A 22,324-nucleotide genomic window follows, 5' to 3' on the forward strand; every position below is an offset into this window, starting at 1 on the left:
TGCGAAGGGTGGGGAGGACGGGGTCCTTCTTCAGGCCGTGAGCGGCTCGACCGACGCGACGCGCTCCCGGGCCGACCGCACGATCGGCGACTCGCGCACCTGCGACGGCACCGTCAGCGCCGCCCGGCGGAACGCGCGCACGGCGGCGGTCGCCGCGGTGTCGGTCAGGCCGTAGCCCGGCAGTCCGTAGAGCCGGCGCGCCCACCGGGGCAGCGTGGCTGCCCCCAGGGCCGCCAGGGTGCTCCACGCGGGCCGTGCCGGCGTCAGCAGCTGCACCCAGGCCGGCATCGGCGGCAGCAGGACGAAGCGGGAGGCATCCCGCGCCGCCGGGGTCACCGCCAGCTGCAGTCGGGTGCGCTGCAGGTAGGCGTCCAGCTCCGCCACGCTCGCCGGCACGTCGCCGGCCTCGCAGCCGATGAGCACCGCGGCGGTCACCTGCTCGGCGACGTAGCGGTCGGCCTCGGCGTCGGTCAGCGGCACCCCGGCCCGCCGGGCGACCGACAGCAGGGAGTCGACCTCGCAGCAGTGGACCCACAGCAGCAGGTCGGCGTCGTCGACGGCGTAGCTGCGACCGGTGGTCTCCTCGACCGCCGACTTGCGCCGGTGCATGCCGCGCACCCGGCGCACCGACCGCAGCACGTCGCGGCGGGTGCCGAAGGTCAGGGTGGCGACGTACTCCGCGGTGCGGGTCAGCCGCGCCCACGGGTCCTCGGCGAAGGCGGTGGAGAAGCGGGCGACGCCGTCCATGGCGACCGGGTGCAGCGCCTGCAGCAGCAGCGCCCGGATGCCGCCGACGGAGAACGCCGGGTCGGCGTGGATCCGCCAGCTGACGCTATCGGGGCCGAAGAAGCCGAGCAGGTCCTCCTCGGCCGTGAAGTCGTCGACCGACGGCAGCCGGTTCACCGGAGCGCTCCGGCCGGAGCCGGCACGGAGGCCCAGAAGTCGAGCAGGACCGCACACGTGCGGGGCGGGTTCTCGATGGCGGGGGAGTGGACGGCGCCGGCGATGACCTCGTGCCGGGCGCCGAGCCGGCGTGCCATGTCCGCCTGCACGGCCGGCGTCCACGCGTCGTCCGCGGCGCCGTGCGCCACCAGCACCGGGACGCCGGTCGCCGCGAGCTCCGCGACCCGGTCGGGTTCGCTGGTCATCGCGTCGGCCATCCCGCGCAGGCCCGCGGCGCTGTTGGCGAGGAACCGCCGGGCCAGGAACTCGCGGGTCGGCTCCGGCACCAGCTGGGCCCTGGGGTCGGTCATCGCCAGCTGCTCGAGCGTCTCGTGCACCAGCGGCACGCCGCCCTCGTCCAGCAGGGGGGTGAGGTGCTGGAGCAACTGCGCCCGGCTGCCCCCCAGCCGCGACGGGCCGGAGCCGAGCAGGGTGAGCGTGGCGAACGCCGCCGGCTCGGCCAGGACGGCGGCCCGGCTGACCAGACCGCCGAAGGAGTGACCGACCAGGTGCAGCGTGGCCCGGCCCTCGGCACGCAGCTGCCGCGCGACGGCGACGAGGTCGCCGGCCAGCTCGGCGACCGAGTAGCGCGCCGGGTCGTCGGGCCCCGGTGACTCGAACTGCCCCCGCTGGTCGAGGGCGACGACGCGGTACCCGGCGGCGCACAGCGGGCGCAGCAGCGGCGCGAAGTCCTCCTTGCTGCCGGTGAAGCCCGGGACCAGCAGGACGGTGCCGCGCTCCGCGTCGCCGCCGGTGTCCAGCGCCGCCAGTGGACCCGCGCCGCCTTCGAACGCGTGGTGCCGCGCGTCGTGCTCGGCCAGCTGGCGGAGGTCGTCGGGCGCGATGGAGACGGGAGCGCTGTCGTCCGGACCGCCGGGCATCACCATGCCCACCAGTGAACATCGGCGACGGCACTCATGCAGTCGACCCGCCACGGCCCCGTCCAGAGGCTCGCCGCGAGCTTGCGAGCGGGTGAGGAGGACGGGGTCCTCCTTCAGCGATGAGCGGTGACGCGGTCGGGCAGCTGGTGGACGACGACCGGGCCGGCCACGGTGACCAGCCCACCGGCGTCCAGCTCGGGGGTGGCGACGCGCTGCAGCTCGTCGCCGGTGGCGAGGTCGCGGAGGACGACGGCGTCGCCCTCGGGCACCGGGATCGACGTCCCCGCGGGGAGCAGCGCCCGGTCGGCCTCGCCGGCGGGCACGCCGGTGGCCGGGGTGCGCCAGGAGACCACGCCGGTGCCCTGGTCGACGACGGTCAGCGTGCCGTAGGCCCACACGAGCGCGCTGGTGCCGACGCCGGTCGCGAGCACCTCGTCCGCGGCCTCCGCGACGGGCGGACCGAGCGGGGCGCCGTCGACGCCGGCGAGCAGCTGCACGCCGTCGTCGCCGGCGACCACGACCGCCTGCTCGACGCCGGCCAGCGTCGTCCCCCCGGTCACGTCCCGGCTCCACAGCGGGGTGCCGTCGTAGCCGTCGAGGAGGCGCACCTGCACCGACCCGCCGCAGGTCTGCAGGACGGCGACGCCCGCGCCGCCGACGTCGCCGTCCGCGAACGTGCAGCCCTCGTCCGGAGCGGCCCGCCAGCGGATGCTGTCGCCGACCGGGTCGAGGGTGAGCACGCCGGTCGGGCTGGTCGCCAGCACGATGCCCTCGGTGCTGGACAGCACTGCGTCGGGACGCAGGTCGAGGTTGCGGGTCCAGGCTCGCACGCCGGTGTCGACGGCGAGCGCGACCGCCTCGTCGCAGCGGTCCTCGGTGCCGAACACGGCGACGACGCGGCCGCCGACGACGGTCCAGTCGCAGAGCCGGGCGTTGGCGCGGGTGTAGCGCCAGGCCTCCTCGCCGCTGTCGACCCCGAGCGCGCGCACCCCGTGCCCGTCGCCGACGACGACGCGGCCGCCGTCCGCGGTCGCGCGGACCGCGCCGCCGGTCGGCGTCGTCGGGGCGGACCAGGCGGCGGAGACGGCACCGGGCGGTGTCCCGCTGGGGACGCCGGCCGGTGCCGCGGTGGTGCTGACGGTGGCGGCCGCGTCCGAGCCCCGCCACAGCAGGATCGAGACGACGACCAGCGCGAGGACGGCCGCCGTCCACGCCCACACCCGCAGCGGCGGACGCACCACCGGCCGGCCCACCCTGTGCAGGGGCCCTCCCTCTAGGCGGCGGGCTCGGCCGAACCCCGGCCGGACCCGCCGCGACGACGCCGGCGGCGCTTGCGGGCCGGGGACTCGCCGGTCGCGGCGGCCTCGCCGGCCGGCACCTCCGCGGGGGCGTCCGCGGCCGCGGCGCCGGCCGCGGCGGCACCGCTGCTCCGGGTGCGCCGGCGCGGACGGCTCTTGCGGGCGCCCTCCGGCTTCTCCTCGTCCTCACGGCCCGGGCCGCGGCCGCCGCCGGAGCGGGTGCGCTTGCCGGTCTCGCCGAGGTCCTCGACGGTCTCGGCGTCCAGGCCCTCGCGGGTGCGCTGCGCGCGGGGCAGCCGGCCGGTCGCGCCCTCGGGCACGTCCAGGTCGGTGTAGACCCACGGCGAGGTGGAGTAGGTCTCCGGCGGGTCGGTGAAGTCCAGGTCCAGCGCCTTGTTGATCAGCTGCCACCGGGGGATGTCGTCCCAGTCGACCAGCGTGACCGCGACGCCGGTGCTGCCGGCGCGGCCGGTGCGGCCGATCCGGTGCACGTAGGTCTTCTCGTCCTCGGGGCACTGGTAGTTCACGACGTGGCTGACGCCGGTGACGTCGATGCCGCGGGCGGCGACGTCGGTGGCAACCAGGACGTCGACCTTGCCGCTGCGGAAGGCGCGCAGCGCCTGCTCGCGGGCTCCCTGGCCGAGGTCGCCGTGCACGGCCGCCGCGGCGAACCCGCGCTCGACCAGCTCGTCGGCGACCTTCTGCGCGGTGCGCTTCGTGCGGCAGAACACCATCGCCAGGCCGCGGTCGCGGGACTGCAGCACCCGGGAGAGCAGCTCGGGCTTGTCCAGGTTGTGCGCCCGGTAGATGAACTGGGTGGTCTGCGGGACCGTCGACCCCTCGTCGTTGCCGTGCGCCCGGATGTGCGTGGGCTGGGTCATGAAGGACCGCGACAGCGTCACGATCGGGCCGGGCATCGTCGCGGAGAACAGCATCGTCTGCCGCTTCTCCGGGACCATCGCGAGGATCCGCTCGATGTCGGGCAGGAAGCCCAGGTCGAGCATCTCGTCGGCCTCGTCGAGGACCAGGACGCCGACCTTCCCCAGGATCAGGTGGCCCTGCTGAGCCAGGTCGAGCAGCCGCCCCGGGGTGCCGACGACGACCTCGACGCCGGCCTGCAGCGCGGCGACCTGCGGCTCGAAGGCCCGGCCGCCGTAGATGGCCTGCACGCGGACGCCGCGCTTGGCGCCGGCGGTGCCGAGGTCGCGGGCGACCTGCACGCACAGCTCACGGGTGGGGACCACGACCAGCGCCTGCGGGACGCCGTCGCCGCCCTCGGAGGCGGGGACCACGCGCTGCAGCAGCGGGACGCCGAAGCCGAGGGTCTTGCCGGTGCCGGTGCGGGCCTGGCCGATGAGGTCGTTGCCGGCCAGCGCCAGCGGGAGGGTGAGCTCCTGGATGGCGAAGGTCCGGGTGATGCCGGCCTCGGCCAGCGCCGCGACCACGTCGGGGTGGACGTCGAAGTCGCTGAACAGCGGCGCGTCCTCGGCGACGGGGGCGCCGCCGAGCTCCTCGACGGTCTGCTCGAGCTGCTCGGGCGCGGGAGCGCCGGTCTCGGCGTGCTCGAGCTCGGGGGTGGTGGGGGTGTTCTCGGTGGAGGTCAGTGCTCTCGCCTCTGGTCTGCTGGGGGACCGGCTCGGGGGCGCGATCGCGCCGCTGTCGCACCAGTCCCGGTCGGGTGTCGCGGGATCGGTTCCAGCGCCGACGCGGCCAGCAGGAACCGGGCCACACCTCGGTGTCGACCCGGGAGGGGACCCCTCGGGGCATCGTCTCCAGCGGTCGTCAGCGCACAGATACACAGCGAACCCGAGGGCTCGCCGATTCCCAGTCTAGCGTGCGCACCGGTTAGCCTCCCTCCGCCGCGCGGTCCGGGGCGCCGAGCCACCCCGTCCGGGGCAGGCGCCAACGTCCCACCGATCCCGGGAGCTGCCAGTGGACGCGGTCGACCAGCAAGCCGTCGTCGACCTGCTGGGGGTGCTGTCCTACGCGGAGCTGACCGCCTTCGACCGGCTGGCCGAGGACGCGCGGCTGGCGCCCACCCTGGACGGCCGGGCCGCGCTGGCGCAGATGGCGGCCGCGGAGATCGACCACCACCGCCGGCTGACCGCGCGCCTCACCGAGCTCGGCGCCGAGCCGACCGCGGCGATGCGCCCGTTCGTCCCCGCGCTGGACGCCTTCCACGAGACCACCCGGCCGCGCACCTGGTTGGAGGGGTTGGTCAAGGCCTACGTGGGGGACGGCCTGGCGTCGGAGTTCTACCGGGAGATCGCCGGCTTCCTGCCCGACCCCGACCGGGGGTTGATCCTCGACGTGCTCGCCGACACCGGCCACGCCGACTTCGCCGTCCGCGAGGTGCGGGCGGCGATCGCGACCGACCGCACGCTCTCCGGCCGGCTGGCCCTGTGGGGACGGCGGCTGGTGGGCGAGGCCATGCGGCAGGCGCAGGCGGTGATCGCCGAGCGCGACCAGCTCGCCGCGCTGATCCTCGAGGGCACCGGCGACCTCAACGGCATCGGGCGGCTGGTCGAGCGGATCACCAGCGCGTACACCGATCGGATGAAGACCCTCGGCCTGAACCCGTGACGGACCCGGTGCCCCGCGCGCTCGGCGCGGGCCCCTGCACCGGGGCCGGGTGACCGGTGTCCGGTGGGAGCGCATCCCCGGACACGACGACGGGGCGCCCCCGCCGCTGCGGAGACGCCCCGTCGGGACGTGCGGATGGCCCTCAGGCGCCCGCGATGAAGCCCACGCGCCGCTGGTCGGCCTGCGCGATCTCCACGTAGGCGATGCGGTCGACGGGGACGAGCACCCGGCGACCACGGTCGTCGACCAGCGTCAGCAGGCCGTCCTTGGTCGCGCCGGACATGGCCTTCGCCACCTCGGCAGCGATCTCGTCGGGGGTCTTGGGGCTGTCGATGACCAGCTCCCGGGGGGAGTGTTGGACACCGATCTTGACTTCCACGGGGGATGCCTCCTCGAGTTGCGCGGCTGATCCCCACGCTAGTGCAGCGGGCGATCCGCCGACCTGCGGTGCAGGTGTGCCGTCAGCGAACGTGGCCCCGCTGCAGTGGGAGGACCCCGTCCTCCTCACCCCTCGCAAGCTCGGGGCGAGCCTCGGGACGGGGCCGGGGGGCAGCGGGCCCCTCTTCAGCGCGCGCCGCCCTCGCCGCCCTCGACCCGGGGGAAGCCGGAGATGCCGCGCCAGGCCAGCGCGGTCAGCAGCGACACCGCCTCGTCGCGGGACACGGTGCCCTTGCGGGGCAGCCACCAGCGGGCGCTCGTCTCGGACAGCCCGGTCAGGCCCGAGGCGAGCAGCAGCGCCCGCTCCCGGTCCAGGCCGGTGTCGGCGGCGATGACCTCGCCGATCGCCTCCACGCAGGCCCGGTGGCCGCGGTCGGCCAGCTCGCGGACGTCCTCGTCGTTGTTCAGGTCGGACTCGAAGACCAGCCGGAACGCGGCGCCGTCGGCGTTGATGAAGTCGAAGTACGCCCCGACGGCGCCGTTGACGCGGGTGCGGTTGTCGTCGGTGCCCTCCATCGCCTCGCGCACCCGGTCGGTGAGCGCGGTGACCTGCTCCTCGAGCAGCGCCAGGTAGAGCTCCCGCTTGCCCGGGAAGTGCTGGTACAGCACGGGCTTGCTGACCCCGGCCCGGTCGGCGATCTCGTCCATCGCCGCGGCGTGGTAGCCCTGGGCGACGAAGACCTCCTGCGCGGCCTGCAGCAGCTGCGCGCGGCGGGCGCCCCGCGGCAGACGGGACGAGCGGCGGACGGGCGCGGGCGCTGACCGGGATACGTGCATGGCGGGGGGATGTTACCGACCGGTCACCCGCTCGCGCGCCGCCGTCCGCGCTGACCTAGCGTCTGCCGGGTGCCCGACGGTCCCGACGCCCGCGCCGCCGCGGACGGGCACCCCGCCCGGCCGGCCCGCCTGTCGGCGGTCCCGCTACCGGGCACCGACCGCCTCCCGCCGCCGTGGCCGGGGGAGCAGGTCGCCGTCCGCGGGGGAGAGGTGTTCGTCCGGCGGACGCCGTGGACCGGCCCGGTGGACGGCGCTGCCGCGGGTGCGCCGCGGGAGCGGGCGCTCTACGTGCACGGGCTCGGCGGCGCCTCGACCAACTGGACCGACCTCGCCGCGCTGCTCGCCGTCCGCTTCGACGGCTGGGCGCTGGACCTCCCCGGTTTCGGCCGCTCGCGGCCGCCGGCGCGCACCTCCTACTCGGTCCGCGGGCACGTGGCGGCGGTCGTCGACGTCCTGGAGCGGATCGTCGCCGAGCCCGGGGAGGCCGCCGGCCGGCCGGTGCACCTGCTGGGCAACTCCCTCGGCGGCCTGGTCTCGCTGTTCGTCGCGGCCAGTCGTCCCGACCTGGTCGCCACCCTCACCCTCGTGTCCCCGGCGATGCCGGTCTACCGCGTGCCGGGCGCCTTCAGCCGCACGCTGCTGCTGCTCCTGCTGCCCGGGATCCCGGCACTGGCCGAGCGCCGGTTGTCCGGCGTGACACCCGAGCAGCAGGTCCGCGGGATGGTGCAGGTGTGCTTCGGCGACCCGCGGCGGGTGCCGAGGGCGCGGCTGGACCAGGCGCTGGCCGAGATGCGCGAGCGCGCCGGGCAGCCGTGGGCGACGCGGGCGCTGACCCGCAGCATGCGCGGGCTGATCACCTCCTACCTGCGCGTGGGCCCGCGCAACGCCTGGCGGCTGGCCCGGTCGCTGCGGCCGCCGACGCTGGTGGTCTGGGGCGACCGCGACCGGTTGGTCGACCCCGCCCTCGCACCGCGGCTGGCAGCCGCCGTCCCGGACGCGCGCCTGCAGGTCCTTGAGGGCGTCGGGCACGTCGCGATGCTGGAGGCCCCCGAGCCGACGGCGCGGGCGGTGCTGGCACTGGCCGAGGACGCCGCCGCGGCGGCCGTGCCCGACCAGGCGCGCGCCTCCTGGCCTGCGGCGCGTCGGCGCCCGGCCACACGCCGTCACCGCGCGGTCTCCACCGGAGCCGGGAGGCCGTGAGAGTCTGACCAGGTGAGTCCCGCGGACGCCTTCCCAGGCCGCGGGCCGAACGGGCGCACGCGACCTGCGCCGGACGCCGGCCCGCCCGGTCGTCCCGCTCGCGCCGAGGAGCCGGTCCGCGGCCTGCCGCGCGTGCCCCCGCCCGTCGCCCGCCGCGCCGAGCCGCAGCAGCCCCCGCGGTTCGCCGACACCAACCCGGTGGTGACCCGGTCGGAGTCCCCGAGCCGCACCGAGCGCCCGCGGGTCCGCCGTCCCGTCGCCACCGACGGCGCACCCGGGCGGATCCCCGCCGACCCCCGCACCGGGGGGACCCGCGTCGTCGTCACCGGCCGCACCCGGTCGGGGACCACCGGCGGCGGAGGCGGCCGGTTCCGCCGGTTCGTCACCCGGTGGGGCTGGCGCGCCTACGCGATCCCGCTGCTCGTCCTGGCGACCGTGGTCACGCTCGTGGACCTCGCGTCCGGCGGAGCCGGCACGGGCGGGTCGGCCACCGCCGCGCCGACGCCCTCGGCCGGTGCCCCCATCACCGCGGAGGCGGTCGCGGAACCCTCGGCGACCCCGACGGCGCCGGCCGAGATCGACGCCGCACCGACCGAGGCGCCGGAGACCGCCGCGGGCGCCCCCGGCTTCGTCCAGCAGGGCGCCGGGAGCGTGACCGTCGTCCCCGGCACCTCGCAGGTCCGCGGGACCGGCCCGCTGCAGCGCTTCGTCGTCGAGGTCGAGGACGGCATCGAGGTGGACGGGCCGTCGTTCGCCGCCGCGGTCGAGGAGACGCTGGCCGACCCGCGGTCGTGGGGCAACGGCGGGCGGATGTCGTTCCAGCGGGTCGGCCAGGAGGAGGCCGCGGCCGGCGACTACGCGTTCAAGGTGACGCTGATCAGCCCCGGCAACATGGAGCGGTACTGCCCCGGCGTCGGCACCGGCGGGTACACGTCCTGCCGGTACGGCGACCGGGCCGTCATCAACCTGGCCCGCTGGGCGACCGCCGTCCCGGACTACCAGGGCGACATCCCCACCTACCGGCACTACGTGGTGAACCACGAGGTCGGCCACGCGCTCGGCAACGGGCACCAGGAGTGCCCCGGACCCGGCCGGCCGGCACCGGTCATGCAGCAGCAGACCCTCGGGCTCGAGGGCTGCGCCAAGAACGCCTGGCCGTACCCCTGACGGGGTCGCCCCCCCGGCCGACACCGCCGGCGGGTGCGTCTCCCGGCTGCGCCGAGCCCTCCCCGCGCGTCCGCGCGCCCCTCCCCGGGTAGGGGGTCGGCATGGACGCGATCTCGTTCGGCAAGGCCGGTCTGCAGGGCTGGCGCGCGAAGCTGGCCGACGCGGTGGCCGACCCGGTCGCCCGGAACTCCGGGCTGACCGACGACCAGGTGAGGGCTGCGGTGGGCGCCGTCTTCTTCGTGCTGTCGGTCGTCTACGTGGGCCAGACGCTCAAGCGCCTGGCCGCCAGGAGCTGAGGGCACCGCTGCTCGTACGCGGCTCCGGTGGTCGGGGAATCATGCGGGCGTGCCACGCTGTTGACCCGACGAACGCCGGCCTGCGCTGGGCCGCTGTCGAGTACTGAGGAGCAGCTCGTGTCCCTGCCACCCCTGGTGGAGCCCGCCGCCGATCTCACGATCGACGAGGTCCGCCGGTACAGCCGTCACCTGATCATCCCGGACGTCGGGATGGACGGCCAGAAGCGACTGAAGAACGCCAAGGTGCTCGCCGTCGGCGCCGGCGGCCTCGGTTCGCCCGTGCTGATGTACCTGGCCGCGGCCGGGGTCGGGACGCTGGGCATCGTCGAGTTCGACGTCGTCGACGAGTCGAACCTGCAGCGCCAGATCATCCACGGCAGGTCCGACGTGGGCCGGTCCAAGGCCGAGAGCGCGCGCGACTCCATCACGGAGATCAACCCCTACGTCGACGTCCGCCTGCACCAGACGCGGCTGGACAGCGACAACGTGATGGAGATCTTTAGCCAGTACGACCTCATCGTCGACGGCACCGACAACTTCGCCACGCGCTACCTGGTCAACGACGCCTGCGTGCTGCTGGGCAAGCCCTACGTCTGGGGCTCGATCTACCGGTTCGACGGCCAGGTCTCGGTGTTCTGGAACGAGCACGGCCCGAACTACCGCGACCTCTACCCGGTGCCCCCGCCCCCCGGCATGGTGCCCAGCTGCGCCGAGGGCGGCGTGCTCGGCGTCCTGTGCGCGACCATCGGTGCCATCCAGGCCACCGAGGCGGTCAAGCTGATCACCGGCATCGGCGAGACGCTGCTCGGCCGGCTGATGGTCTACGACGCCCTGGAGATGACCTTCCGCACCATCAAGGTGCGCAAGGACCCGGAGGGCGAGCCGATCACCGGGCTCATCGACTACGAGACCTTCTGCGGTGTGGTCTCCGACGAGGCCCAGCAGGCCGCCGCGGGCTCGACGATCACCGTCGACGAGCTCAAGGACATGATGGACGCCGGCAAGGACTTCGAGCTGATCGACGTCCGGGAGCCCAACGAGTACGAGATCGTGTCGATCCCCGGCGCGACGCTCATCCCCAAGGACGAGATCCTCTCCGGCCGGGCGCTGGCGCAGCTGCCGCAGGACAAGCCGATCGTGCTGCACTGCAAGACCGGCGTCCGTTCGGCCGAGGTGCTCGCCGCGGTGAAGAACGCGGGCTTCTCCGACGCCGTCCACGTCCAGGGCGGCGTGACGGCCTGGGCGACGCGCATCGACAAGACGCTGCCGACCTACTGAGAGGACCCCGCTGCCCCCCGCCGCTCGCGGCGGGGCCCTGCAGCGGGGCCGTTCCAGTACGTCACCTGCCGTTCCAGTACGTCGCCAGGGCTTGGTCCTCTCCCGTACGGGGCGGACCGGGCCCTGGCGCTGTCTACTGACCGCATGCCCGACTTCGCCCCGACCGAGCTGATCGCGCTCTTCCAGCGCGCGCAGGCCGCGTTCACCGACCGCGTCGACGCGGTCGAGCCGGAGCAGTGGGACGACGAGGCGCTGCCCGGATGGACGGTCGCCGACCTCGTCGCGCACCTGGTGTCCGAGGCGCTCTGGGTGCCGCCGCTGCTGGCCGGGGAGCCGTTCGACCTCATCGACGGCCGCTTCCCCGACGACACCAGCGACCTGCTGGGAGACGACCCGCTGACCGGCTGGGAGTCCGCCGCCGACGGCGCGCTGGCCGCCTTCGCGCAGGACCGGGCGCTGCTGCACACCGTGCACCTGTCCCGCGGGCCGCTCTCGGCCGGGGAGTACATCGAGGAGATGACCGCCGACCTCACGGTGCACTCCTGGGACCTCGCCCGGGCCACCCACGGCGACACCGAACTGGACCCGGCGCTGGTCACGGCGGCCCTCGTCGTCGCCGACCGGCTCCCCGAGGCGGGCGTGCCCGGCCTGTTCGACCCGCCGCTGGACGTGCCGCGGACCGCTCCGCCGCAGGCCCGTCTGCTGGGGCGGTACGGCCGCCGGGGCTGACCGGAACGGCTCCGCGATCGAGGGGCGCCGCCCGTCGCCCCCGCCCCTAGGCTGCCGCTGTTCGAGATCGGCAGGAGGTGCCCCCTGCACGAGCCAGCCACCCCCGGCACGGAAGACCTCCGGTCCGTCCGCCGGCCCGGGTCGGGCGTGCGTGCCGTGAGCCCGGCGAGACCCGGCGGACCGCCGTCCCCGGGCGCCTCGCCGCTGGACGTCGACGAGGCCGTCCTCGACGTCGTCGAGCGGATCCCGGCCGGCCGGGTCAGCACCTACGGCGCCATCGGGCGGCTGGTCGGCGTCGGGCCGCGGCGGGTCGCCCGCGCGCTGTCGCTGGGCGGGGGAGCGGTGCCGTGGCACCGGGTGGTGCGCGCCGACGGCTCGGCCGCCGAGGCGGTCCGGGTCGAGCAGCTCGGGCTGCTGGCCGCCGAGGGCGTGCCGGCGCGCAACGGCCGGGTCGACCTGGCCGCCGTCGGCTGGCCCTGAGCCGGCCGGAGGCAGCGGTCCTGCCGGGGCCGGGGACCGCACCGCCGGCGCGGTGCCGGTCCCCTGGTGCGTCGGCGTGCCGCTCGACGAGAGCCGCGCCGCGCCGGGTGCCCGACCCTCCGAGAACGTCGGACGCTCGTGGTGTCATCGGGGTGTGGCACTGCGGGGGGACGAGTCGACGCCGATCTACCGCCTGTTGCAGCCGGCCGCGGTGCCGGCGCCAGCGCCCCGGCTCGACCCCACCCAGCAGGCCGTCGTCGACCACCCGGGCGGCCCGCTGCTGGTGCTCGCCGGCCCCGGCACGGGCAAGACGACGACGATCGTCGAGGCGGTCGCCGCGCGGATCGACCACGGCGTCGACCCCGAGCAGATCCTCGTCCTGACCTTCAGCCGCCGCGCCGCGGCCGAGCTGCGCGACCGCGTCACCGCGCGGGTGGCGCGCACCATCCGCGAGCCGCTGGCCCGCACCTTCCACTCCTACGCCTACGGCGTGCTGCGCCGGGCGGCGCTGCTGCGCGGGGAGGCGCCCCCGCGGCTGCTCACCGCCGCCGAGCAGGACGCCCTCGTCGCCGAGCTGCTGCGCGGTGACCTGGCCGGGGAGGGCGCGGTGCGGTGGCCGGAGTCGCTGCTGCCGGCGCTGACCACCGCCGGTTTCCGCGGCGAACTGCGCGAGCTGCTGCTGCGGGCCACCGAGCGGGGGGTCGACCCGGAGCTGCTGGCCGCCTGGAGCCGGGAGACCGGCAACGAGGCGTGGCTGCACGCCGCGGCCTTCCAGGAGCAGTACGAGGCGGTCACCGCCTTCTCCACCGCCGGCGGCGGTGACGCGTCGGGCTACGACCCCGCCGAGCTGGTCCGGGCCGCGATCGCCGAGCTCGAGGACGACCCGGCGCTGCTGCGCGCCGAGCGCGAGCGGGCCCGTTGGCTGTTCGTCGACGAGTACCAGGACACCGACCCGGCGCAGGTGGAACTGCTGCAGCTGCTCGCCGGTGGCGGGGCCGACCTGGTCGTCGTCGGCGACCCCGACCAGGCCGTCTACACCTTCCGCGGCGCCGAGCCGCGCGGCATCGTCGAGTTCCCCGAGCGGTTCCGCACCGTGAGCGGCCGGCCCGCACCGCGGCTGTCGCTGGGCGTGTGCCGGCGCTCGGGCCCCGCGTTGCTGGAGGTCAGCCGGAGGGTCGCCGAGGCGCTGCCCGGTCCCTGGGAGCACCGCCGGCTGACCGCCGTCGGGGGCGCCGAGGAGGGCAGCGCCGAGGTGCACGTGTTCGGCTCGGCGTCGGTGGAGGCCGCCTACGTCGCCGACACCCTGCGCCGCGCGCACCTGGTCGACGGCGTCCCGTGGTCGGGGATGGCCGTCGTCGTGCGCACCGCGCTGGCCGTCGGGCCGCTGCGGCGGGCGCTCACCTCGGCCGGCGTCCCGGTCGAGGTCGGCACCGACGACCTGCCGCTCGCCGCACAGCCGGCCGTCGCCCCGCTGCTGGCCGCGCTCGGCGCCCTGCTGCCGCCGCCGGGCGCCGAGCCGGGCACCCTGGCCCTCGACGAGCCCGGCGCCGAGGCGTTGCTCACCTCCGCGCTGGGCGGCGCGACCGTGCTGGACCTGCGCCGGCTGCGCCGTGCCGTGCGGATCGCCCAGGCCCAGCGCGGGGTCGATGCCGACGAGCGGGGCGCGCCGCTGGCCACCGCGCTCACCGACGAGGGGTTGCTCGAGGAGCTGCCCGACGCCGTCGCCCGACCCGCGCGCCGGGTCGCGGACGTGCTGGCCGCCGGCCGGGTGGCGCTGGCCCTCGACGGGTCCGCGGAGGACGTGCTCTGGGCGATGTGGCAGCGCAGTGGCCTGGCCGCCCGGTGGGCGCGGGCCAGCGCCGCCGGCGGGGCGGCCGGAGCGGTCGCCGACCGCGACCTCGACGCGGTCGTCGCGCTCTTCGACGCCGCGGCCGGCTTCGTCGACCGGCTGCCCTCGGCCACCGTCGGCGCGTTCGTCGAGCACCTGTCGGCGCAGGAGCTGCCCGGGGTCAGCGACGCGGGCCGGGAGTCGGCGACCGACGCCGTCCGGCTGCTCACCGCGCACGCGTCCAAGGGCCTGGAGTGGGACGTCGTCTGCGTGGCCGGCGTGCAGGAGGGCATCTGGCCCGACCTGCGCGACCGCGGCACGCTGCTGGGCACCGAGCTGCTGGTCGAGCGGGTGGCGGGCATCGACGGCGCCGTCCTCGACCGGCGCGTGCAGATGCTGGCCGAGGAGCGGCGGCTGTTCTACGTCGCGTGCACCCGCGCCCGCCGGCGGCTGGTGGTCACCGCCGTCGAGGGCGCCCTGGACGGACCCGACGCCGGCGCCACGGCCTCCCGGTTCCTCGACCTCGTCGTCCCCCCGCCCGACGACGGACGGCCGCTGACGCCGCTGCCGCGTTCGCTCACCCTGCCCGCGCTGGTCGCCGAGCTGCGGCGGGCGGTCAGCGACCCGCAGACCGAGCCGGCCCGCCGGTCCGCCGCGGCCGCAGTGCTGCGCCGGCTGGCCGACGAGGGCGTGCCCGGCGCCTCCCCGGCCGACTGGTGGGGCCTGGCGCCGCTGTCCGACGACGCTCCGCTGGTGCCCGACGGCGAGGCGGTGCGGGTGCGCCCGTCGGCGATCGAGACCTTCCAGCGCTGCCCGCTGAAGTGGGTGCTCGGCGCGGTCGGCGCCGAGGCCTCGCCCGACGCGACCCGCACCGTCGGCTCGGCGGTGCACGCCGTCGCGCAGCAGGTGGCCGAGGGGCTGCCCGCCGCCGAGGCACCCGCCGCGCTGGCCGCGGAGCTCGACCAGCTCGACCTCGGCCCCGGCTGGGCCGACCAGCGGCAGCGGATCGCCGCCCGCGACATGCTCGACCGGTTCCTGCGCTGGCACGCCGCCAACGGCCGTGAGCTGCTCGCCGCCGAGGCCGACTTCGACGTCACCGTGGGGCGGGCCCGCATCCGCGGCCAGGTCGACCGGCTCGAGCGCGACGGCGCCGGCCGGCTGGTCGTGGTCGACCTCAAGACCGGGCGCACCGCCGCGCGCGACATCGACACCCACGGGCAGCTGGCCGCCTACCAGGTGGCCGTCGCCGCCGGCGCGTTCGGCGAGCACGGCGACGCACCGGGCGGAGCGGCGCTGCTGCAGGTGGGCACCGGGAGCAAGGCCAAGGAGCAGGCACAGGGCCCGCTGCCCCCCGGCGTCCCGGTGGGGGAGACCTGGGCCGGGGAGCTGGTGGCGCAGGTCGGCGACGGCATGGGCGCGGGCACCTTCGAGGTGCGCACCGGCAGCCACTGCTCCCGGTGCCCGGCCCGGCGCAGCTGCCCGCTGCACGAGCGCGGCCGGCAGGTGACGTCGTGAGCGGGCTCGCGAGCGCACGCACGGGCACGGCAACCGCGGGAACGCGGCCGACGGGCGCCGGCGAGGAGGACTCGTGAGTCGGCGTACGCCCACGCCGCCGGAGGCCCAGCTCTCCTTCGACGACGCTCTCTTCGGTGCCGCGCCCGAGCCGGTGCGGGCGCGCCGGCTGCTCACCCCGGCCGAGGTCGCCGCGCGCTGCGGACTGGCCTACGCGCCCTCCGACGAGCAGGCGCGGGTGGTGTCGGCGCCGGCCGACCGGCCGCTGGTCGTCGTCGCCGGGGCCGGGTCGGGCAAGACCGAGACGATGGCCGCCCGCGTCTGCTGGCTGGTGGCCAACGAGCTGGTCGCCCCCGACGCGATCCTGGGGCTGACCTTCACCCGCAAGGCGGCCAGCGAGCTCAACGAGCGCATCCGGATCCGGCTGGGCGCGCTGTCCCGGCACCCGGGGACCGATCCGGACCTGCGGGAGCGGCTGGCCGTCGCGATGCCGACGGTGTCGACCTACCACGGCTACGCCGCCTCGCTGGTCAGCGAGCACGGGCTGCGGATCGGCGTCGAGCCCGGTGCCGGCGTGCTGGGCCCGGCGATGTGCTGGGGGCAGGCGGCGTCCGTCGTGTCCGGCTGGACCGGCGACATGGATGACGTCCAGCTCACCCCGCTGACCACCGTCGAGGACGTGCTGGCGCTGGCCGGCGAGCTCGGCGAGCACGACATCACCGCCGACCGGCTGCGCGCGTGGACCGCGCAGCTGGAGCGGCGGATCGCCGGCTACCCCGATGCGAAGGGCAAGCGCGGCCCCTACAAGCCGGTGCTCGACATGCTGGCCCGCCAGCGCGCCCGCGTGGCGCTGCTGCCGCTGGTCGAGGCGTTCGAGGCGCGCAAGCGGGCCGCCGGGGCGATCGACCACTCCGACCAGGTGGCGCTGGCCGCGCGGATCGCCGTCAGCGCGCCCGAGGTCGGCCGCCGCGAGCGGGCCCGCTGGCGGATCGTGCTGCTCGACGAGTACCAGGACACCAGCGTCGGTCAGCTGCGGATGCTCGAGGCGCTGTTCGGCCGCACCACCGGGCACGCGGTGCTCGCCGTCGGGGACCCGCGGCAGTCGATCTACGGCTGGCGCGGCGCGTCGGCGGGGACGATCGAGCGCTTCTCCCGCACCTTCCCCGGCGTCCGCGGCCGGGAGGCGCAGCGGCTCACCCTGGCCACCAGCTGGCGCAACGACGGCGCGGTGCTCACCGTCGCCAACGACGTCGCCGGGCTGCTGCCGGCGCCCGAGGTTCCGCTGCCCGACCTCGCGCCGGCGCCCGGCGCCGGCCACGGGCTGGTCACCGCCGGCCTCTACCCGACCGTGGCGGAGGAGACCGAGGCGCTCGCCGACCGGCTGGCCGCCTGCTGGCGCGGCGAGGACCCGGCGCTGCCGCCGCGCGCCGACGGGCGGTCCCCGACCACGGCGGTGCTGGTGCGCACCCGCAAGCAGCTGCCCGGCATCGCCGCTGCGCTGCGCGCCCGCGGCCTGCCGGTGACCGTCGTCGGCCTGGGCGGGCTGCTGGAGGTGCCCGAGGTCTCCGACGTCGTCGCGACGCTGACCGTGCTGGTCGACCCCACCGCCGGCGACGCGATGGGCCGGCTGCTCACCGGCGCCCGCTGGCGGATCGGCCCCCGCGACCTCGCCGCGCTCGAGTCCCGCGCCCGCGCGCTGGTGCACGCCCGTCGTCCGGCCCGCGAGGACGACGACGACACCGCTGCCCGCCCGTCCGAGCGCGGCAGCATCGTCGAGGCGCTCGACGACCTGGGGGACCCGTCGGCCTTCTCGCCCGCGGCCTACCGACGGCTGCGCCGGCTGGCCACGGAGCTGGCGCACCTGCGCGGCCGGCTGGGGGAGCCGCTGCCCGACATGGTCGACGACGTCGTGCGGGTGCTCGGCCTGGAGACCGAGCTGGCCAGCGCTCCCGGCGTGAGCCCAGGCGCGGCGCGGGCGCACCTCGACGCGCTGCACGCGGTCGCCGCGGAGTTCACCGAGCTGGCCGAGCTGCCCTCGCTGCCGGCCTTCCTCGGCTACCTGCGCGACGCCGAGGAGCGCGAGCGTGGCCTCGAGCCCGGCGAGGTCGCGGTCGACCCGGAGTCGATCCAGCTGCTCACCGGCCACTCGGCCAAGGGCCTGGAGTGGGACGTCGTCGCCGTGCCGGGCATGACCGCCGACCAGTTCCCCTCCCGCACCGACACCAGCGACTCGTGGGTCAAGGACCCCGGCGCCGTCCCGGTCGACCTGCGCACCACCGATCGCCAGGAGCTGCCGCAGCTGCGCCTGCCGGTGCCCGGCTCCGGCGACCAGGCCGCGGTGCGCGCCGCGCTCGAGGACTACGTCGAGGAGTGGAAGGGCTTCGGCGAGGCCGAGGAGATCCGGCTGGGCTACGTGGCGGTCACCCGCGCCAAGCACCTGCTGCTGTGCTCGGGCAGCTGGTGGCGCGAGGGCGTGAAGCCGAACGGCCCGTCGGTGCTGCTCGACACCGTCCGCCGCGCGTGCTCCGCCGGTGCCGGCGTCGTCGTCGCGTGGGCCGAACGCCCCGAGGAGGGCGCTCCCAACCCGGCGCTGGAGGAGTGGCCGGTGGGCGTGTGGCCGGCCGACCCGCTCTCGCCACCGCGCCGCCGGGCGCTCACCGCCGCCGCCGAGCTGGTGGCCGGTGCCGCGCCGCACCCGCTGGAGGCCGCCGCCGTCCTCGGCACCGGCGACCCGGAGGTGGAGCGGTGGGTGCGCGACGCCGACCTGCTGCTGCGCGAGCGACGACGGACCGCCCGACCGACCGTCGAGGTGCCGCTGCCCAGCCACCTGTCGGTGTCCGAGCTGGTCACGTTGCGCCGCGACCCGGCCGAGCTCGCCCGGCGGCTGCGCCGGCCGATGCCCGCCGCGCCCGCGCCGCTGGCCCGCCGCGGCACCGCCTTCCACGCCTGGCTGGAGGAGCGCTTCAGCGTCGCCCGGCTGCTCGACCTCGACGAGCTGCCCGGCTCCGGCGACGAGTCCGCGGCCCCCGACGGCGCGCTGAGCGCGTTGCAGGAGGCGTTCCTCGCCAGCCCCTGGGCCGACCGGCAGCCCGTCGAGGTCGAGGTGCCCTTCGAGACGCCCCTGGGCCCGCTCACCCTGCGGGGGCGCATCGACGCGGTCTTCGACGACGGCAGTGGTGGCTTCGAGGTCGTCGACTGGAAGACCGGCCCGCCGCCGGCGGGCGCGGAGCTCGCCGCCGCGGCGGTGCAGCTGGCCGCGTACCGGCTGGGCTGGTCACGGCTGACCGGCGTCCCGGTCGAACGGGTCAGCGCCGGGTTCCACCACGTCGCCGCCAGCGTCACCGTGCGCCCGGTCGACCTGCTCGACGAGGCCGGCCTGCTCGCCCTGGTCACCGGGCGGAGCGACGACCTCCCCGCCGAGCCCGAGCCGGAGGAGTACTGACCCACGCGGTGCGGCCCCGTCCAGGGCACCGCCGCGAGCCTGCGGGCGGTGGGGAGGACGGGTCCTCCTGGGTCCTCTCAGGTGGAGGCGATGCGGTCCAGGATCGCGATCGTCAGCTGCTCGGGGGCCTCCTCGGGGATCCAGTGGCTCACCCGGGTCAGCTCCACGAACCGGTAGTCGCCGGCGACGTGCTCGGCGCAGCCCTCCGCGGCCCGCCGCCCGATGGCGACGTCCCCGTCGCTCCACACGTAGGTGGTCGGCACCGGGACGTCGTCGACCGGGGTGGACGAGCTCATCGCGCGGTACCAGTTGAGCGCGGCGGTCAGCGCGCCCGGCGCCGAGAGCACGGCCACGTACTCGTCGACGGCCTCGGCCGGGACGGCGTCCCCGAACATCCGCCGCAGCCGCCGGGCGTCGTCGGCGAGCAGCACCTCCTCGGCCTTGCCCTGCTGCCAGAAGAGGCGGATGTAGGCCGACCGCTCCTGCTGCTCGGGGTCCGAGCGCCACGCCGTGGTGAACGCCGTCGGGTGCGGCACCGAGACCGCGGTCAGCGAGCGCACCCGGTCCTCGTGCCAGGCGGCCAGCGCCCAGGCCACGTTGGCGCCCCAGTCGTGCCCGACGACGTCGGCCACCGGCACGTCCATCGCCGTCATCAGGTCGGCGGTCACCTGCGCCAGGTTGGTCAGCGCGTAGGCCTCGACCTCGGCCGGCCGCGCGCCGGGGGAGTAGCCGAGCTGGTCGACGGCGTAGGTGCGCAGTCCCGCCTCGGCCAGCTGCGGGGTCACCGCCGCCCACGACGCCGACGTCTCCGGGAAGCCGTGCAGCAGCAGCACCGGCCGGCCGTCGTCCGGCCCGTCGGCCCGGACGTCGAAGGTGAGGTCGCCGACGTCCACGCGCAGGAGCTGTCCCGACATGGTCGCGACGCTACCGTCGGGAGTCGTGAGCAGCCCGGAACGCGACTTCGTCAGCGCGCACCTCGACGACCTGCACGCCGATCTCGACGCCTGGTTGCGGATCCCGTCGATCTCCGCCGACCCCGCGCACGCGCCCGACGTCGCCGCCAGCGCCGAGTGGCTGGCCGCCGCGCTGCGCCGCACCGGCTTCCCCGTCGTGGAGGTGTGGGAGACCGCCGGCGCCCCCGCCGTCTACGCCGAGTGGCCGTCGGCGGACGACGGCGCGCCGGTGGCCCTGGTCTACGGGCACCACGACGTCCAGCCGGTCGACCCGCTGGAGCTGTGGGAGCACCCGCCGTTCGAGCCCGCCCGCGTCGAGGGCCCCGACGGCCCGGAGCTGCACGCCCGCGGCGCCATCGACGACAAGGGCAACGTCGCGATGCACCTGCTCGGCATGCGTGCACACCTGGCCGCCGCCGGCCGCGAGACCCCCGCGGTGACCGTCAAGGTGCTGGTCGAGGGCGAGGAGGAGTCCGGCTCACCGCACTTCGCAGCCCTGCTCCGGGAGCGGGCCGAGCGGCTGCGCTGCAACGTCGTGGTGGTCAGCGACACCGGGATGGCCGCCCCCGACGTCCCCAGCGCCGTCGTGGCGATGCGCGGCCTGGCCGACGCCGAGATCACCCTGCGCGGGCCCGCCGTCGACCTGCACTCGGGCTCCTTCGGCGGCGGCGTCCCCAACCCACTGCACGCCATGGCGACCCTGCTGGCGAGCCTGCACGACGCCCACGGGCGGGTCACCCTGCCCGGCTTCTACGACCGGGTCCGCCCGCTCACCGACCGGGAGCGCGACCTCATGGCCCGCGTGCCCTTCGACGAGCAGGCCTGGCTGACCGGTCCCGCCGCCTCCCGGCTCGCCACCGGGGAGGACGGCTTCACCACCCTGGAGCGGATCGGCGCCCGGCCCACCGCCGAGGTCAACGGCATGTGGGGTGGCTACACCGGCCCCGGGCACAAGACGATCATCCCGGCCGAGGCGCACGCCAAGATCACCTTCCGGCTGGTCGCCGACCAGCGCCCTGCCGATCTCGCCGAGCAGGTGCGCGGCTGGGTGGCAGCGAACCTGCCGGCGGGCATCCAGGCCGACGTGCACGTCCCGGCCGGCGGCGTCTCGCCGTGCGCCAGCGACCTGGACTCCCCCGCGATGGCCGCCCTGCTCACCGCGATCGGGCAGGCCTTCGACCGCGACCCCGCCGACGTCCTGTCCACCCGCGAGGGCGGCAGCGGACCGGAGGCCGACCTGGTCGACGTCCTCGGTGCGCCGCTGGTGTTCCTCGGCGCGGGGCTGCCCACCGACCGCATCCACTCACCGAACGAGCGGGTGCTGCTGCCGATGCTGTACCGCGGGGCCGAGGCCGCCGCGCACCTGTGGCGGGAGCTCGCGACCGTGCCGCTGCGCCCGCGCTGACCGGGTCGGACCACGGCGGGTGGTCCGGCCACCACCGGACCTGGGACGACACCGGCACGCCGGCCGTCCCCGGGGTGCGCGGCGGCGGGGAGGACGAGCTGCGGGAGCCGGTCCCCTGGCGGGACGACGCCGCCGACCGTCGGTGACCGGAGCTCGCAGGCGGCGGTCCTAGGGTGACGCCGTGACCGGTCAGTCGAGCGCGCCGCCGGGCTGGTACCCCGACCCCGACGGCACGCCGGGGGTGGTGCGCTGGTGGAGCGGCGCCGGCTGGTCCGACGTCACCACCCCGGCCGGTCCCGGCGTGGCCGTGCAGGCGCCGGTCGCACCGCCGGCCCCGGCGCCCGTGGCGCCCGCGCAGGGTCCGCCGCCCGGGCCGGGACGGCCGCCGCAGCGCACCGCCTGGGTGGTCGGGCTGTCGGTCCTCGGGCTGGTGCTGGTCGTCCTCATCGGCTTCCTCGTCGGCCGGCCCAGCGGACCGGACGACGACCGGGGCGCCGCCGCACCGCCCCCGCCGAGCGGTTCGCCGTTCCCGCCCGACACCGTGCGGATCGTCGACGAGGCCGCCGGCATCGCCTACCCCTACCTCGGCCAGGGCTGGCTCGAGTACGACCTGCAGGACATGGTCGAGACGACGTCGGTGGCCGGGCAGTACCTCGTCACGCAGGACGTGACACCGGACGGCGGTCTGTTCATCGCCCAGTGCACCTCCGGTCCGCTGTCGCCGGGCCTCCACCCCGGGGCGGGCGGTCTGCAGCCGGCCCTCGCCCGGGTCGCCGACAGCGTGCGCCTGCACTACTACCCGATCCCCAACGAGCAGGAGGTCCTGCGCGACGAGGCCCGGACCGTCGACGGCGTCCCCGCGCACCTGCTCGAGTTCGACCTGTCCTGGGACGTGGACGGCTACGAGGCGTCGGCGGAGCGGGTCGCCCTGCTGATCGTCGACGTCGGTCGCCCGGCCCCCGCACTGCTGTACATCTCCGTCCCCAACACCCACGCGGAGCTGTACGGGGTCATCGACCGGGTGGTCGAGGGCGTCGACGTGCTGTGACACCGGCCCAGGACCTTGAGAACGCGATCGCGGTCGGTCGGCGCGGCGTGTCCGCGTGTGTCGGCGA

18 protein-coding genes are annotated in these 22,324 nt (G+C 76.4%); 11 read left to right on the forward strand and 7 right to left on the reverse strand.

Going from position 1 to position 22,324, the window contains the following annotated elements; genetic code table 11:
• Positions 1–30: 30 nt before the first annotated feature.
• From BMW27_RS14370 to BMW27_RS14385, 4 genes are all read right to left on the reverse strand, one after another.
• Entirely contained in the window at positions 31–903 is an 873-nt protein-coding gene (locus BMW27_RS14370; protein WP_091445273.1) for an oxygenase MpaB family protein, read from the reverse strand.
• The gene (locus BMW27_RS14375; RefSeq protein WP_175486518.1) at positions 900–1,829 is read right to left on the reverse strand and encodes an alpha/beta fold hydrolase; all 930 of its coding nucleotides are present in this window, start codon (positions 1,827–1,829) and stop codon (positions 900–902) included. The genes BMW27_RS14370 and BMW27_RS14375 overlap by 4 nt, the downstream gene beginning before the upstream one ends.
• Before the next feature lie 107 nt (positions 1,830–1,936).
• Entirely contained in the window at positions 1,937–3,064 is a 1,128-nt protein-coding gene (locus BMW27_RS14380) for an outer membrane protein assembly factor BamB family protein (protein ID WP_091445740.1), read from the reverse strand.
• 32 nt (positions 3,065–3,096) lie between these two features.
• Positions 3,097–4,920: a DEAD/DEAH box helicase gene (locus BMW27_RS14385; RefSeq protein WP_091445275.1), complete on the reverse strand. Its 1,824-nt coding sequence runs from the start codon at positions 4,918–4,920 to the stop codon at positions 3,097–3,099.
• 133 nt (positions 4,921–5,053) lie between these two features.
• Here BMW27_RS14385 and BMW27_RS14390 point away from each other — a divergent pair, with 133 nt between their 5' ends.
• Positions 5,054–5,704, forward strand: coding sequence for a ferritin-like fold-containing protein (locus tag BMW27_RS14390; RefSeq protein ID WP_091445276.1), 651 nt, complete (start codon positions 5,054–5,056; stop codon positions 5,702–5,704).
• A gap of 142 nt (positions 5,705–5,846) precedes the next feature.
• Here BMW27_RS14390 and BMW27_RS14395 read toward each other — a convergent pair whose 3' ends face one another.
• A complete protein-coding gene (locus BMW27_RS14395) occupies positions 5,847–6,083 on the reverse strand; it encodes a DUF3107 domain-containing protein (protein ID WP_012950239.1) in 237 nt (78 codons plus the stop codon).
• A gap of 185 nt (positions 6,084–6,268) precedes the next feature.
• Complete coding sequence (locus BMW27_RS14400) at positions 6,269–6,919, reverse strand: TetR/AcrR family transcriptional regulator (RefSeq protein WP_091445278.1); 651 nt, start codon at positions 6,917–6,919, stop codon at positions 6,269–6,271.
• Positions 6,920–6,988: 69 nt separating this feature from the next.
• Between BMW27_RS14400 and BMW27_RS14405 the strand changes: the two genes are divergently transcribed.
• From BMW27_RS14405 to BMW27_RS14440, 8 genes are all read left to right on the forward strand, one after another.
• Entirely contained in the window at positions 6,989–8,119 is a 1,131-nt protein-coding gene (locus BMW27_RS14405) for an alpha/beta fold hydrolase (RefSeq protein WP_245743583.1), read from the forward strand.
• Positions 8,120–8,251: 132 nt separating this feature from the next.
• Positions 8,252–9,286, forward strand: a complete 1,035-nt coding sequence (locus BMW27_RS14410; RefSeq protein ID WP_245743584.1) for a DUF3152 domain-containing protein — start codon at positions 8,252–8,254, stop codon at positions 9,284–9,286.
• 101 nt (positions 9,287–9,387) lie between these two features.
• On the forward strand, positions 9,388–9,582 hold the full coding sequence (locus BMW27_RS14415; RefSeq protein ID WP_012950235.1) for a hypothetical protein: 195 nt from the start codon (positions 9,388–9,390) through the stop codon (positions 9,580–9,582).
• Positions 9,583–9,699: 117 nt separating this feature from the next.
• Positions 9,700–10,860, forward strand: a complete 1,161-nt coding sequence (gene moeZ / locus BMW27_RS14420) for an adenylyltransferase/sulfurtransferase MoeZ (RefSeq protein ID WP_091445281.1) — start codon at positions 9,700–9,702, stop codon at positions 10,858–10,860.
• 144 nt (positions 10,861–11,004) lie between these two features.
• Complete coding sequence (locus BMW27_RS14425) at positions 11,005–11,589, forward strand: TIGR03086 family metal-binding protein (RefSeq protein ID WP_091445283.1); 585 nt, start codon at positions 11,005–11,007, stop codon at positions 11,587–11,589.
• A gap of 156 nt (positions 11,590–11,745) precedes the next feature.
• Positions 11,746–12,069: an MGMT family protein gene (locus tag BMW27_RS14430; protein WP_245743585.1), complete on the forward strand. Its 324-nt coding sequence runs from the start codon at positions 11,746–11,748 to the stop codon at positions 12,067–12,069.
• A gap of 154 nt (positions 12,070–12,223) precedes the next feature.
• Complete coding sequence (locus tag BMW27_RS14435) at positions 12,224–15,412, forward strand: ATP-dependent helicase (RefSeq protein WP_217638158.1); 3,189 nt, start codon at positions 12,224–12,226, stop codon at positions 15,410–15,412.
• A gap of 73 nt (positions 15,413–15,485) precedes the next feature.
• On the forward strand, positions 15,486–18,851 hold the full coding sequence (locus tag BMW27_RS14440; RefSeq protein ID WP_091445287.1) for an ATP-dependent helicase: 3,366 nt from the start codon (positions 15,486–15,488) through the stop codon (positions 18,849–18,851).
• Positions 18,852–18,928: 77 nt separating this feature from the next.
• On the opposite strand, the gene BMW27_RS14445 is transcribed toward BMW27_RS14440, so the two are convergent.
• Complete coding sequence (locus tag BMW27_RS14445; RefSeq protein ID WP_091445289.1) at positions 18,929–19,765, reverse strand: alpha/beta fold hydrolase; 837 nt, start codon at positions 19,763–19,765, stop codon at positions 18,929–18,931.
• Between the two features lie 25 nt (positions 19,766–19,790).
• Here BMW27_RS14445 and BMW27_RS14450 point away from each other — a divergent pair, with 25 nt between their 5' ends.
• Complete coding sequence (locus BMW27_RS14450; RefSeq protein ID WP_245743587.1) at positions 19,791–21,209, forward strand: M20/M25/M40 family metallo-hydrolase; 1,419 nt, start codon at positions 19,791–19,793, stop codon at positions 21,207–21,209.
• A 181-nt stretch (positions 21,210–21,390) separates the two neighbouring features.
• Positions 21,391–22,257, forward strand: coding sequence for a DUF2510 domain-containing protein (locus tag BMW27_RS14460; RefSeq protein WP_091445295.1), 867 nt, complete (start codon positions 21,391–21,393; stop codon positions 22,255–22,257).
• Positions 22,258–22,324 lie beyond the last annotated feature (67 nt).

It is taken from the genome of Geodermatophilus poikilotrophus (genome assembly GCF_900111455.1).
GTDB classification, from domain to species: Bacteria; Actinomycetota; Actinomycetes; order Mycobacteriales; family Geodermatophilaceae; genus Geodermatophilus; species Geodermatophilus poikilotrophus.

Bases quoted from the DNA above. Each gene is read 5' to 3' on its own strand.
- BMW27_RS14375 (WP_175486518.1), bottom strand. From the start codon at position 1,829: ATGGTGATGCCCGGCGGTCCGGACGACAGCGCTCCCGTCTCCATCGCG.
- BMW27_RS14400 (WP_091445278.1), bottom strand. From the start codon at position 6,919: ATGCACGTATCCCGGTCAGCGCCCGCGCCCGTCCGCCGCTCGTCCCGT.
- BMW27_RS14415 (WP_012950235.1), top strand. From the start codon at position 9,388: ATGGACGCGATCTCGTTCGGCAAGGCCGGTCTGCAGGGCTGGCGCGCG.
- BMW27_RS14425 (WP_091445283.1), top strand. From the start codon at position 11,005: ATGCCCGACTTCGCCCCGACCGAGCTGATCGCGCTCTTCCAGCGCGCG.
- BMW27_RS14445 (WP_091445289.1), bottom strand. From the start codon at position 19,765: ATGTCGGGACAGCTCCTGCGCGTGGACGTCGGCGACCTCACCTTCGAC.